Here is a 13438-nt window from a genome sequence, read left to right on the forward strand (position 1 = left end):
GCTTAACTCTCCTTCGGCGGCGCATTATCGCTGATGTAATTAGCCAGCTTGCAGTACTGCTCTACGGAAATGTTCTCCGCACGCATTGCCGGGTCGATCCCCAGCTCGGCTAACACCTCAACGGTAAACGAATTGCTCAGGCTGTTACGGATCGTTTTACGGCGCTGGTTAAAGGCTTCTGTGGTAATGCGGCTCAGTACGCGCAGATCTTTAACCGGATACGGTTTCGTCTTGTGCGGCACAAGGCGCACAACCGCTGAATCCACTTTCGGTGGTGGTGTGAACGCTGACGGCGGTACTTCGAGTACCGGGATCACGTTGCAGTAATACTGTGCCATCACGCTTAAACGACCATACGCTTTACTGTTCGGGCCTGCAACCAGACGGTTAACAACCTCTTTTTGCAACATGAAGTGCATGTCGGCAATGGCATCAGTATAGCTAAAGAGGTGGAACATGAGCGGCGTGGAGATGTTGTACGGCAGGTTGCCGAACACGCGCAGCGGCTGGCCCATTTTTTCGGACAGCTCGCCAAAGTTCATGGTCATGGCGTCCTGCTGATAGATGGTCAGCTTCGGCCCGAGGAACGGGTGCGTTTGCAGGCGTGCGGCCAGATCGCGGTCCAGTTCGATGACGGTCAGCTCGTCGAGGCGTTCGCCTACCGGCTCGGTCAGCGCGGCAAGGCCCGGGCCGATTTCGACCATCGCCTGACCTTTTTGCGGATTAATAGCCGAGACAATGCTTTCGATCACGAACTGATCGTTAAGGAAGTTTTGCCCGAAACGTTTACGGGCTAAGTGGCCCTGATGGACTCGATTAGTCATTGAGTATTAACAATCATTTTGATGGCGAGATTAAGCGCCGTAATAAAACTGCCGACATCCGCTTTCCCCTGGCCTGCCAGATCCAGCGCAGTACCGTGGTCAACGGACGTTCGAATAAAGGGTAAACCGAGGGTGATATTCACCCCGCGGCCAAAGCCCTGGTATTTTAGCACGGGCAGGCCCTGATCGTGGTACATCGCGAGCACGGCGTCGGCATTATCCAGGTATTTCGGCTGGAAAAGGGTATCTGCAGGCAGCGGCCCGCTGAGGTTCATCCCCTTCGCCCGCATTTCGTTGAGTACCGGAATGATGGTGTCGATCTCTTCGGTGCCCATGTGCCCGCCTTCACCGGCGTGCGGGTTCAGGCCGCAGACCAGCACGTGCGGCTGCGGGATCCCAAACTTTGTCTGCAGATCGTGGTGCAAAATCCCGATGATCTCGCGCAGGAGTTCAGGGGTGATCGCATCAGGAATGGCTTTGATCGGCAGATGGGTAGTCACCAGCGCAACGCGCATCTCCTCCGTCGCCAGCATCATCACCACTTTCGGGCTGTGCGAGCGCTCTTCGAAAAACTCCGTATGCCCGGTAAAGGTTATACCCGCTTCGTTGATGACGCCTTTGTGGACGGGGCCGGTGATCAGAGCGGCAAATTCGCCCTTCAGACAACCGTCGCAGGCGCGCGCAAGGGTTTCAACGACATAGTGACCGTTTTCCGTGCTGAGCTGGCCCGGGATGGCCAGCGTACGAAGGGGAACTGAAAGAAGGGTGAGCGTACCGGCTTGCTGCGGTGCAGGCTGTTGGCCTTCAACGTAAGGAATGAGCGTTAAAGGCAGACCGAGCAGCGTTGCCCGGTCTTGTAACAGTGTTGCATCGGCGCAGACAACCAGCTCTACCGGCCAGCTGCGCTGGGCGAGCTGAACAACGAGGTCAGGCCCAATCCCGGCGGGTTCGCCGGGCGTGATAACAACACGATGCTGTTTCATTAGTTGCTCAGAACTTTCACGTAAGCGCTGGCGCGTTGTTCCTGCATCCAGGTTGCTGCTTCTTCAGAGAACTTACGGTTAAACAGCATACGGTAGGCTCTGTCTTTCTGTGCCGCATCCGTTTTATCAACGTTACGGGTGTCCATCAGCTCGATCAGATGCCAGCCGAATGAAGAGTGGACAGGCGCGCTGATCTGGCCTTTGTTCAGCTTCATCAACGCATCGCGGAAGGCAGGATCGTAGATATCCGCAGCCGCCCAGCCCAGATCGCCGCCCTGGTTAGCAGAGCCTGGATCCTGAGAGAACTCTTTTGCTGCTTTCGCAAATGAGGTTTTACCGCTCTTAATGTCAGCTGCGATCTGTTCCAGCTTCACACGCGCCTGATCGTCAGTCATGATCGGTGACGGTTTCAGAAGTATGTGGCGAGCGTGAACTTCGGTGACGGAGATATTTTGGCTCTGGCCGCGCAGATCGTTCACCTTCAGAATGTGGAAGCCCACGCCTGAACGGATAGGACCAACGATATCCCCTTTCTTCGCCGTGCTCAGCGCCTGGGCAAAGATAGATGGCAGCTCCTGAATACGTCCCCAGCCCATCTGGCCGCCTTTCAGCGCCTGTTGGTCAGCGGAGTAGGTGATTGCCAGCTTGCCAAAGTCGCCGCCGTTACGCGCCTGTTCAACAATAGAACGCGCCTGGCTTTCTGCTTCCGCAGCCTGATCGGACGTTGGGTTCTCTGGCAGTGGGATCAGAATGTGGCTCAGGTTCAGCTCTGTGCTCGCATCGTTCTGGTTGCCCACCTGTTTTGCCAGCGCGTCCACTTCCTGAGGCAGGATTGTGACGCGGCGACGCACTTCGTTGTTACGCACTTCCGAAATCAGCATCTCTTTACGGATCTGGTTCCGGTAGGTGGCGTAGCTGATGCCGTCATAGGCCAGACGGCTGCGCATCTGGTCTAAAGACATATTGTTCTGCTTCGCGATGTTAGCGATCGCCTGATCGAGCTGCTCGTCAGTGATCTTCACACCCATTTTCTGCCCCATCTGCAGAACGATCTGATCCATGATCAGACGCTCCAGGATCTGGTGGCGCAGCGTAGCGTCATCCGGAAGCTGTTGACCGGCTTCGCCCGAATTGAGCTTCACCGATTTCATCAGACCGTCAACGTCACTTTCAAGCACGACGCCGTTGTTAACCACAGCAGCGACTTTATCAACAACCTGGGGGGCGGCGAAGCTGGTATTCGCAACCATAGCGACACCGAGCAGCAGCGTTTTCCAGTTCTTCATACTTTTTCCATTTCAATTAACCGCAAAGCGGATTACGTTGCAAATCAAGCACATTACAAGGCGCTACTGTACGGCAGAATATTCGAGCGCAGCATTTTCTGCGTACCCAGACCGTAGTTGGAACTCAGGCCGCGTAACTCGAAGTTAAAGCCAATCACGTTATCGTATTTGCTCTGATTGTTTTCACTGTTCCAGCCGTTAAGCTTGCGTTCGTAGCCGACACGCAGCGCGTAACAGCAGGAGTTATATTGCAGACCCACCATCTGGTCAGCAGGTTTATTGGCGTTAGTGTCAAAGTAGTAAGCGCCTACGATTGACCAGCGGTCGGCGATTGGCCAGCTCGCTGCGCCACCCACCTGCGAAATACCGTCTTTATACTGCTCTGCAGTACCATAGTTTGGTAACGTCGCCTGAATATATTCCGGGCTGGCATAACGATAGGTCAACTGCACCATACGATCTTCATCCCGGCGGTACTCAATCGCCGCCGTACTGTTGGCGATATTGTCGAGACGGGTGTCATATTGCACGCCACCGCGAAGACCCCAACGATCGGTCATACGCCAGTAGGTATCACCAGCCCAAATCAGCGAACCTGTCTTGTTATCTTTCTCCCACTTAATATTGTCATCGCCGGTGCGAGACTCGGTGAAATAGTAGATTTGACCAACAGAAACGTTAAAACGTTCAACGGCAGCGTCATCATAAACGCGTGATGTGACCCCGGTCGTTAACTGGTTCGCTGAGGCGATGCGGTCAAGGCCACCGTAGGTACGGTCGCGGAACAGGCCGCTGTAATCAGATTGCAGTAAAGAGGAGTCATAGTTATTGATGTTGCTCTGATCGCGATAAGGCACATACAGGTACTGCATACGTGGCTCCAGCGTCTGGGTATAGCCATCCGCCAGAAGTCCCATATTGCGTTCGAAGATCAGCTTGCCGTCCATTTTGAACTGTGGAAGCGTACGGTTTACGCTTTCCTCAAGATGAGCGTTGTTGCTGGTGTTGTAATCATCAATATTTTTTTGCTGATAGTGTGTCGCCATCAGCTTGGCTTCCGTATTCAGGCTTGCCCAGTCATTCGACCATGGCAAGTTGATGACGGGCTCCAGGTGAACTCGGGTGGCTTCCGGCATATTGGAATTGGTGTTTACAAAATGCACCGCCTGACCATAAATACGGGTGTCGAACGGACCCACGTCATTCTGGTACCAGTTAACGTCCAGCTGCGGCTCGGCACCATAGGTACTCGCGGTCTGGCTGGAGAACACCTGGAACTGCTTGTTGGTTACCGTCGCATCGAAGTTCTGCACCGCATAGCCAACGCTGAAGATCTGCGTGGCATAACCGTCGGTACTCGAACCGTATTTTGACGAGAAATCGTTGAAGTAGTTCGGGTCACTGACCTTGGTGTAGTTAACGTTAAAACGCCAGACCTGATCCATTACCCCGGAATGCTGCCAGAAATACATCCAACGGTGTTTATCGCCTTCGGTCGGATGCTCGTCCTGGAAGACTTTATCCGACGGCAGATAATCCAGCTCCATCAGACCCGCACCGGCGTGGGTCAGATAGCGGAACTCGTTCTCCCACATGATGTTGCCGCGCTTGTGAATATAGTGCGGCGTGATCGTCGCATCCATGTTTGGCGCGATGTTCCAGTAATACGGCAGGTAGAACTCAAAGTAGTTCGTGGTGCTGTATTTGGCATTCGGGATCAGGAAACCGGAGCGGCGTTTGTCACCGACGGGAAGCTGCAGATAAGGGCTGTAGAATATGGGCACCGGACCCAGCTTAAAGCGGGCGTTCCAGATCTCTGCGACCTGTTCTTCGCGGTCATGGATAACCTCGCTCCCGACCACGCTCCAGGTATTGGAACCCGGCAGACATGACGTGAACGTGCCGTTTTCCAGGATCGTATAGCGGTTTTCACCGCGCTGTTTCATCAGGTCAGCGTCACCGCGCCCCTGGCGACCCACCATCTGGTAATCACCTTTCCAGACGTTAGTATCTTTAGTATTCAGGTTTGACCAGGCTTTCGGACCTTTCAGGATGACCTGATTGTCGTCATAGTGCACATTACCCAGCGCATCCACCGTTCGTACCGGCTCGGCCGCACCTTCCGGCTGTTTCTGGTGCAATTGCACTTCATCTGCCTGCAGGCGGCTATTGCCTTGGTTAATATCGACATTGCCCGTAAAGGTGGCATTGTCAGGGTAAGTCCCTTTCGAACTGTCGGCAGTAATGGTTACCGGCAAGCTATTTGTATCGCCACTCACCAGTGGGCGATTATAACTTGGGACGCCAAGCATACACTGCGAGGCGAGATCGGCCGCCAGCCCCTGTTGACTGTACAGGGCGGAGCCAATCATTGTGGCCAGGAGGGTGGGGATACGTTTTTTCATACGTTGTATTTTATTGTTCCGTCATCAGTGGCTACGGCTTACAAACGCTCAGAGACTATCTTACTCATCTGCGCAGTACCAGCGTTAATCCTGCCCGTTTGCGTGCCAGAGTGTTAGGCTCGCTATCGAATGACGAGTATGATAAAGCAAATTATAGGCGATGTCCTTCAATTGACCGTGACTTGAACACAGTGATGATGACGTTGCGTCGGCAAGGAATATGACTATCCGGGGAGTATATGCAGTATTGGGGTAAAATAATCGGCGTTGCGTTCGCCATCATCATGGGTGCCGGGTTCTGGGGGATTGTGCTTGGGCTTATTATCGGCCATATGTTTGATAAGGCGCGCAGCCGCAAAATGGCCTGGTTTGCCAATCAGCGCGAGCGTCAGTCACTCTTTTTCTCCACCACCTTTGAGGTCATGGGGCACTTAACCAAATCCAAAGGGCGTGTCACAGAAGCCGATATTCAGATTGCCAGCGTCTTTATGGATCGCATGAACCTGCACGGCGACTCCCGTCTGGAAGCGCAAAATGCGTTTCGCATCGGTAAGTCGGATAATTATCCGCTTCGCGAAAAAATGCGTCAGTTCCGCAGCATCTGCTTCGGGCGTTTTGATTTAATTCGGATGTTTCTGGAAATTCAAATCCAGGCGGCTTTCGCAGACGGTTCACTTCATCCTAATGAACGTGACGTGCTGTACGTCATTGCGGAAGAGCTGGGCATCTCCCGCATGCAGTTTGACCAGTTCCTGCGCATGATGCAGGGCGGGGCGCAGTTTGGCGGCGGCTATCACCAGCAGTCGTCCGGCGGTGCCTGGCAGCAGGCGCAGCGTGGTCCGACGCTGGAAGACGCCTGCAACGTGCTTGGCGTTAAGCCCTCTGACGATCAGACCACGATTAAACGTGCCTATCGTAAGCTCATGAGCGAACACCATCCGGACAAACTGGTCGCGAAAGGCTTACCGCCAGAAATGATGGAGATGGCGAAGCAAAAAGCGCAGGAAATCCAGAAGGCGTACGAGCTCATTAAAGAGAAGAAAGGTTTCAAATAAGAAAAAGCCCGACGATGTCGGGCTTTTTTTTTAGAAGTCCACCGGGGCTTTAAACGTCATCGCGTTACCGAAGGCCGGATGGGTGATGGTGAGCGTCTGCGCGTGCAGCTGCAGACGTGGCGCTAAGGCCAGCGCTTCAGGCGGCGCGTAGAAGCGGTCGCCCAGAATCGGATGACCCAGGGCGAGCATATGCACGCGCAGCTGGTGCGAACGTCCGGTAATCGGCTTAAGCAGGACGCGCGCGGTATTATCCGGCGCGTACTCCAGCACTTCGTACTCGGTCTGCGCGGCCTTGCCGGTTTCGTAACACACCTTCTGCTTAGGCCGGTTCGGCCAGTCGCAGATCAGCGGTAAATCTACCAGCCCTTCCGCCTGCGCGGGGTGGCCCCAGACGCGGGCGACATACTGCTTTTTCGGCTCGCGCTCGCGGAACTGGCGCTTTAACTCGCGTTCCGCCGCTTTGTTCAGCGCCACCACAATCACGCCGCTGGTGGCCATATCCAGGCGATGGACAGACTCCGCCTGCGGATAATCGCGCTGAATGCGCGTCATCACGCTGTCTTTGTGCTCGTCCAGACGCCCCGGCACGGACAACAGGCCGCTGGGCTTGTTGACCACCATAATGTGTTCATCCTGATACAGAATGACCAGCCAGGGATCCTGAGGCGGATTGTAAGGCTCCATCACCATCTTGCGCTCCGTTTACTGATGCGTCACAACGATAAGACGCAGGGCATCCAGACGCCAGCCAGCCTGATTCAGGCTTTCCAGCACCTGCTGACGGTTGCTTTCAATCGCCGCCAGCTCGTCGTCGCGGATGTTCGGGTTGACCGCTTTTAACGCTTCCAGACGGGACAGCTCCGCAGACAGTTTCTCGTCGGCTTCACTGCGCGCGGCGTCAATCAGCGCTCTGGCCGCTTTTTCAATCTGGGTTTCGCCCAGTTGCAGAATAGCGTGCACATCCTGCTGTACCGCGTTCACCAGCTTGCTGCCCGTGTGGCGGTTTACCGCGCTCAGCTGTCGGTTGAAACTCTCGAATTCAACCTGTCCCGCCAGGTTCGTGCCGTTTTTGTCCAGCAGCAGGCGGACGGGCGTTGGCGGCAGGAAGCGGGTGAGCTGCAGCTGTTTCGGCGCCTGCGCTTCCACAACGTAGATCAGCTCCACCAGCAGGGTGCCCACCGGCAGCGCCTTGTTTTTCAACAGGGAGATGGTGCTGCTGCCGGTATCGCCGGAGAGGATCAGGTCCAGACCGTTGCGGATCAGCGGGTGTTCCCAGGTGATAAACTGGGCATCTTCACGGGACAGCGCCACGTCACGCTCAAAGGTGATGGTACAGCCATCTTCCGGCAGGCCCGGGAAATCCGGAACCAGCATGTGATCGGACGGGGTCAGGACAATCAGGTTCTCGCCGCGGTCGTCCTGGTTGATGCCGACGATGTCGAACAGGTTCATGGAGAAGCTGATCAGGCTGGTGTCATCATCCTGTTCTTCAATACTCTCAGCCAGCGCCTGCGCTTTTTCACCGCCGTTGGAGTGGATCTCCAGCAGGCGGTCGCGGCCCTGCTCCAGCTGCGCTTTCAGCGCGTCGTGCTTCTCACGGCAGGACTTGATCAGCTCATCAAACCCTTCCGCGTTTTCCGGCGCGGCCAGGTAGCCGATCAGATCGCCATGCACTTGATCATAAATGGTGCGGCCCGTCGGGCAGGTATGTTCAAACGCGTCCAGACCTTCGTGGAACCAGCGTACCAGCACGGACTGCGCGGTTTTTTCCAGATACGGCACGTGTATCTGAATATCATGCGCCTGGCCGATACGATCCAGACGGCCGATACGCTGCTCGAGCAGATCCGGGTTAAACGGCAGATCGAACATCACCAGATTGCTGGCGAACTGGAAGTTACGGCCTTCAGAGCCGATTTCCGAGCACAGCAGAACCTGTGCGCCGCTGTCCTCTTCCCCGAACCACGCCGCGGCGCGGTCGCGCTCGACGATGGACATGCCTTCGTGGAACACGGCGGCGCGAATGCCTTCGCGCTCGCGCAGAACCTGCTCCAGCTGCAGCGCGGTGGCCGCTTTGGCGCAGATCACCAGCACCTTCTGGGAGCGGTGCGCGGTCAGGTAGCCCATCAGCCACTCCACGCGCGGATCGAAGTTCCACCAGGTGCCGGTATCGCCTTCAAACTCCTGGTAGATTTGTTCCGGATAAAGCATGTCGCGGGCGCGCTCTTCCTGGGTTTTGCGCGCACCCATAATGCCGGAGACTTTAATCGCCGTCTGATACTGCGTCGGCAGCGGCAGCTTAATCGTATGCAGCTCGCGTTTCGGGAAGCCTTTGACGCCGTTACGGGTGTTACGGAACAGCACGCGGCTGGTGCCGTGGCGGTCCATCAGCATGTCGATCAGCTCTTTACGCGCGGATTCCGCGTTGTCGCTGTCGCTGTTCGCAGCCTGCAAAAGCGGCTCGATATCCTGCTCGCCAATCAGGTCGCTCAGGGTGTTGAGTTCGTCATCAGAAAGACGCTTGCCCGCCAGCAGCATGGCGACGGCATCGGCGACCGGACGGTAGTTATTCTGTTCTTCCACGAACTGCTCAAAGTCGTGGAAACGGTTTGGATCGAGCAGGCGCAGACGGGCGAAGTGGCTTTCCAGACCCAGCTGCTCCGGCGTTGCGGTCAGCAGCAGGACGCCAGGCACGCGCTCGGCAAGCTGCTCGATAGCCATATATTCGCGGCTCGGCGCGTCTTCGCTCCAGACCAGGTGGTGCGCTTCGTCAACAACCATAATGTCCCACTCGGCATCGCACAGGTGCTCAAGACGCTGCTTGCTGCGGCGCACGAAGTCCAGGGAACAAATCACCAGCTGTTCGGTTTCAAACGGGTTGTCGGCGTCGTGCTGCGCTTCGGCATAGCGTTCATCGTCGAACAGGGAGAAACGCAGGTTAAAGCGGCGCAGCATCTCAACCAGCCACTGGTGCTGCAGGGTTTCTGGCACCACGATCAGCACGCGTTCGGCTGCGCCGGAAAGCAGCTGTTGATGCAGGATCATGCCCGCTTCGATGGTTTTACCCAGGCCCACTTCATCTGCCAGCAGCACGCGCGGCGCGTGGCGACGGCCCACGTCGTGGGCGATGTTCAGCTGGTGGGGGATCAGGCTGGTGCGCTGGCCGCGCAGGCCGCTCCACGGCATGCGGTACTGTTCACTCTGGAACTTACGCGCGCGATAGCGCAGGGAGAAGCGATCCATACGGTCGATTTGCCCGGCAAACAGGCGGTCCTGCGGCTTGCTGAACACCAGTTTGCTGTCGAGCAGCACTTCACGCAGGATGACATTGGCTTCATCCGTATCAAGACGAGTACCAATGTAGGCGAGCAGTCCATTCTCTTCTTTTACGTCTTCAATCTTGAGCTGCCAGCCGTCATGGCTGGTCACGGTGTCGCCCGGATTGAACATCACGCGGGTAACAGGGGAGTCATTGCGAGCGTACAGACGGTTTTCACCGGTGGCAGGGAAGAGGAGGGTAACCATACGCGTATCGATTGCTACGACGGTTCCTAGTCCAAGTTCGCTTTCTGTATCGCTGATCCAGCGTTGACCAAGTGTAAAAGGCATAGTTGTTCGGCTCTAATCTTTAATTGCAGGCAATAGTTCGACTACCGTCAAAAAAGACGGTCAACGAAAAATGGGTCCAGGAATGGAAAGGGCGCTATGGTACTGGATGGCAGCCATTTCGTCACGCGTCAAAATAGGCCAAGTTGCCCTGTAACCAGTGTAGCAAAATCATCGTCGATGAAGGGCAAAATTCCGTCGGCAACCGGCTGAAGCTGGCGCGTCAGATAGTGTTCGTAATCGAGAGGAGAGTGCTGATAATCCACGGGTTCCGGGCCGCTAATGGTCCAGACGTATTTGATGGTTCCCCGGTTTTGATACTGCGGCGCGCGGCCACGGCGTACGTTTTCCTCATCCGCCAGGCGCGCGGCGCGTACGTGCGGAGGAACGTTGCGCTGGTACTCCGCCAGCGGGCGGCGCAGGCGCTTGCGGTATACCAGCTGCGCGTCAAGTTCGCCCGCCATCAGGCTGGCTATCGTCTCGCGCACGTAGTCCTGATAGGGCTCATTGCGAAACACCCGCAGATAGAGCGTCTGCTGGAACTGCTGCGCCAGCGGCGTCCAGTCGGTACGTACCGTCTCCAGCCCTTTAAAAACCATCCGCTGCGCGTCGCCTTCCTGAATCAGCCCGGCGTAACGCTTCTTGCTGCCCTGATCGGTGCCGCGAATGGTGGGCATTAAAAAGCGGGCGAAATGGGTTTCAAATTCCAGCTCCAGCGCGCTGGTTAACCGCTCTTTCTGCAAATGTTCCTGCCACCAGTCGTTCACGAAGGCGACTAGCGCGTTGCCGATTTGCGCGGCGTCGTCTTCTGAATGCGCGCCCTTAAGCCACACAAAGGTGGAGTCCGTGTCGCCGTAGATGACGTCATAGCCCCGGGACTCAATCAGCGCTTTGGTCTGGCGCATGATCTCGTGCCCGCGCATGGTGATCGAGGAGGCCAGACGCGGGTCAAAGAAGCGGCAGGCGCTGGTGCCCAGCACGCCGTAAAAGGCGTTCATAATGATTTTCAGCGCCTGTGATAGCGGCTTGTTGCCGTGGCGCTTGGCCTCATCGCGGCCGTGCCAGATGTTTCCCACGATTTCAGGCAGGCAGTGTTTTTCCCGCGAGAAGCGTGCGCCGAGGAAACCTTCGGTGCTGTGCTCATCGTCCGGCCGGGCCATGCCCTCAACCAGCCCGACGGGATCGATCAGAAAGGTGCGGATAATCGACGGGTAGAGGCTTTTATAGTCCAGCACCAGCACCGAGTCATACAAACCTGGCCGGGAGTCCATCACGTACCCGCCGGGGCTCGCCTGCGGCGGTACGTCCCCGAGGTTGGGGGCGACGTATCCCGCCCGGTGCATGCGCGGAAAATAGAGGTGGCTAAAGGCCGCCACGGAGCCGCCGTGCCTGTCTGCCGCCAGGCCGTTTACCGTCGCGCGCTCCAGCAGGAACGGCATAATCTCGGTTTTGTGGAAAATCTGCGTGACCAGCTCGCAGTCTTTCAGGTTATAGGTGGCAAGCGCCGGTTTATCTTCATTAAAGCGCCGGTCGATCTCGTCCATTCTGTCCCAGGGGTTGTCGATGGATTTGCCTTCGCCAAGCAGCTCCTGTGCGACCGCTTCGAGGGAGAATGAAGAGAAATTCCAGAAGGCGGACTTAAGCGCCTCAATGCCGTCGATAATCAGGCGACCGTTGGCCTGCGCGAAAAAAACACCGTTCTTAAAACCGTGTTCTCGCCATTCCAGCTCGCTGTTTCCGCGCCCCAGCAACAGCGGAATGCGGTAGCGCTCGGCGTGCTTTTGCAGCACGCGCAGGTCGAATTGCACCACGTTCCAGCCGATCAGGACGTCGGGGTCGTTGTCTGCAAACCACTGGTTAAGCTTCTCCAGCAGCTGCGGGCGGCTGTTGACGTACTCAAGCCGGAAATCCAGCGCGGACGCATCGCCATTCGGCGGCCCGAGCATATAGACAACCCGATCGCCGCAGCCTTCCAGACCGATGCAGTACAGTTCGCCGTGACGGGTGGTTTCGATATCCAGGGAGACCCACTTCAGCGGCGGGCGGTAGTGCGGGTTCGGCTTCAGGCGCGCGTTAACGAGGCTGCCGCTCTGCGCGGTGCCGTCGACCCAGACGGGGGCGGTGATGAACCGCTCCATCAGAAAGCGTTCCGGTGGGCGGATATCGGCCTCATAGAGCGTCACGCCAGCCTCGCGGAGCAGCTTTTCATAGCGCATCAGCTGACGATGGGCGCGACAGTAGAGGCCATAAACCGGCTGGCGGTGGAAATCTTTCAGCTCAAGCGGGGTCATACGCCAGCCGTTTTCGCCGCGCAGCAGCTGTTTCACCTTTTCGACGTGGGCTTCAGGAATAAAGGCCACGGATTCCTGCGGGGGCAGCGTAACGTGCAGCGGACCGCTGTCGGTTGCCAGCCAGAACGCGACCTCGGTGCCCTGAGGGGTATCCCGCCAGTGTCGGGTCAGTAAAAAGCCTTCTTGCGCCTGCGCCACGCCGTTATCCCAGAAAACAAAACCAGGCCTGATTATAGCCTGGTTAAGATTTTAATGCTGGGTTTATATACAGTTTACTGCCCGTAATAGGCCTTCGCGCCGTGCTTGCGCAGGTAATGCTTATCCAGCAGGGTTTGCTGCATATCCGGCAGCTGCGGCGCCAGCTGGCGACAGAAGATCCCCATATAGGCGACCTCTTCGAGCACGATGGCGTTATGCACCGCGTCTTCCGCGTTTTTACCCCAGGCAAACGGGCCGTGGGAGTGCACCAGCACGCCGGGCATTTGCGCCGCGTCGATCCCCTGTTTTTCGAAGGTTTCGACAATCACGTTGCCCGTTTCCCACTCGTACTCACCGTTAATCTCCGCATCGGTCATCAGACGCGTGCAGGGAATGGTGCCGTAAAAGTAGTCCGCGTGCGTGGTGCCGGTCGCCGGGATGGACTGGCCCGCCTGCGCCCAGATGGTGGCGTGGCGCGAATGGGTATGCACGATGCCGCCGATGGTCGGGAATGACCGATACAGCAGGCGGTGAGTCGGCGTATCGGAGGACGGTTTTTTCTTACCTTCGACCACTTCGCCGGTCTCAAGGCTGACAACGACCATATCGTCTGCGGTCATCACCGTGTAATCCACGCCGGAAGGCTTAATCACGAACACGCCTTTTTCGCGGTCAACGGCGCTGACGTTGCCCCATGTCAGGGTGACCAGATTATGTTTCGGCAGCGCCAGGTTGGCTTCGAGCACCTGACGTTTGAGATCGTCTAACATCGTTATCTCCCTGCCCGGTG

Annotated in this window: 9 protein-coding genes; 1 reads left to right on the plus strand and 8 read right to left on the minus strand. The window is 56.8% G+C overall.

The features are described 5' to 3' along the window. Window positions 1-2 precede the first annotated feature (2 nt). From rsmA to lptD, 4 genes are read right to left on the minus strand one after another with little or no spacing between them, the layout of a single operon-like run. Entirely contained in the window at window positions 3-824 is an 822-nt protein-coding gene (gene rsmA, locus LBF07_RS14635) for a 16S rRNA (adenine(1518)-N(6)/adenine(1519)-N(6))-dimethyltransferase RsmA (RefSeq protein WP_023310362.1), read from the minus strand. Further along, window positions 821-1807 carry a 4-hydroxythreonine-4-phosphate dehydrogenase PdxA gene (pdxA, locus tag LBF07_RS14640; protein WP_094934507.1) on the minus strand — a complete coding sequence of 329 codons (987 nt, stop codon included), beginning with the start codon at window positions 1805-1807 and terminating at the stop codon, window positions 821-823. Before pdxA ends, rsmA begins: the two co-directional genes overlap by 4 nt. Next, window positions 1807-3093: a peptidylprolyl isomerase SurA gene (surA, locus tag LBF07_RS14645; protein ID WP_033144608.1), complete on the minus strand. Its 1287-nt coding sequence runs from the start codon at window positions 3091-3093 to the stop codon at window positions 1807-1809. The genes pdxA and surA overlap by 1 nt, the downstream gene beginning before the upstream one ends. 53 nt (window positions 3094-3146) lie before the next feature. Then, on the minus strand, window positions 3147-5498 hold the full coding sequence (gene lptD, locus LBF07_RS14650) for an LPS assembly protein LptD (RefSeq protein ID WP_033144609.1): 2352 nt from the start codon (window positions 5496-5498) through the stop codon (window positions 3147-3149). Window positions 5499-5737: 239 nt separating this feature from the next. On the opposite strand from lptD, the gene djlA reads away from it, so the two are divergent. Continuing rightward, window positions 5738-6553, plus strand: a complete 816-nt coding sequence (gene djlA / locus LBF07_RS14655) for a co-chaperone DjlA (RefSeq protein WP_008502016.1) — start codon at window positions 5738-5740, stop codon at window positions 6551-6553. 30 nt (window positions 6554-6583) lie between these two features. On the opposite strand, the gene rluA is transcribed toward djlA, so the two are convergent. The 4 genes from rluA to araD all read right to left on the minus strand — a co-directional run bounded on the left by rluA (window position 6584) and on the right by araD (window position 13418). Next, entirely contained in the window at window positions 6584-7243 is a 660-nt protein-coding gene (gene rluA / locus LBF07_RS14660) for a bifunctional tRNA pseudouridine(32) synthase/23S rRNA pseudouridine(746) synthase RluA (RefSeq protein WP_008502014.1), read from the minus strand. A 12-nt stretch (window positions 7244-7255) separates the two neighbouring features. Then, a complete protein-coding gene (gene rapA, locus LBF07_RS14665; protein WP_094934508.1) occupies window positions 7256-10162 on the minus strand; it encodes an RNA polymerase-associated protein RapA in 2907 nt (968 codons plus the stop codon). Window positions 10163-10290: 128 nt separating this feature from the next. Then, complete coding sequence (gene polB, locus LBF07_RS14670; RefSeq protein ID WP_094934509.1) at window positions 10291-12648, minus strand: DNA polymerase II; 2358 nt, start codon at window positions 12646-12648, stop codon at window positions 10291-10293. Window positions 12649-12722: 74 nt separating this feature from the next. Continuing rightward, window positions 12723-13418, minus strand: coding sequence for an L-ribulose-5-phosphate 4-epimerase (gene araD, locus LBF07_RS14675; RefSeq protein ID WP_039260840.1), 696 nt, complete (start codon window positions 13416-13418; stop codon window positions 12723-12725). Window positions 13419-13438 lie beyond the last annotated feature (20 nt).

This window comes from Enterobacter cloacae complex sp. ECL352, assembly GCF_020149545.1.
GTDB classification, from domain to species: Bacteria; Pseudomonadota; Gammaproteobacteria; order Enterobacterales; family Enterobacteriaceae; genus Enterobacter; species Enterobacter asburiae_B.

What these genes read in the sequence shown, in the direction of transcription:
- rsmA (WP_023310362.1), bottom strand. Translation starts at nt 824, where the DNA reads ATGACTAATCGAGTCCATCAGGGCCACTTAGCCCGTAAACGTTTCGGG.
- pdxA (WP_094934507.1), bottom strand. Translation starts at nt 1,807, where the DNA reads ATGAAACAGCATCGTGTTGTTATCACGCCCGGCGAACCCGCCGGGATT.
- surA (WP_033144608.1), bottom strand. Translation starts at nt 3,093, where the DNA reads ATGAAGAACTGGAAAACGCTGCTGCTCGGTGTCGCTATGGTTGCGAAT.
- lptD (WP_033144609.1), bottom strand. Translation starts at nt 5,498, where the DNA reads ATGAAAAAACGTATCCCCACCCTCCTGGCCACAATGATTGGCTCCGCC.
- djlA (WP_008502016.1), top strand. Translation starts at nt 5,738, where the DNA reads ATGCAGTATTGGGGTAAAATAATCGGCGTTGCGTTCGCCATCATCATG.
- rluA (WP_008502014.1), bottom strand. Translation starts at nt 7,243, where the DNA reads ATGGTGATGGAGCCTTACAATCCGCCTCAGGATCCCTGGCTGGTCATT.
- rapA (WP_094934508.1), bottom strand. Translation starts at nt 10,162, where the DNA reads ATGCCTTTTACACTTGGTCAACGCTGGATCAGCGATACAGAAAGCGAA.
- araD (WP_039260840.1), bottom strand. Translation starts at nt 13,418, where the DNA reads ATGTTAGACGATCTCAAACGTCAGGTGCTCGAAGCCAACCTGGCGCTG.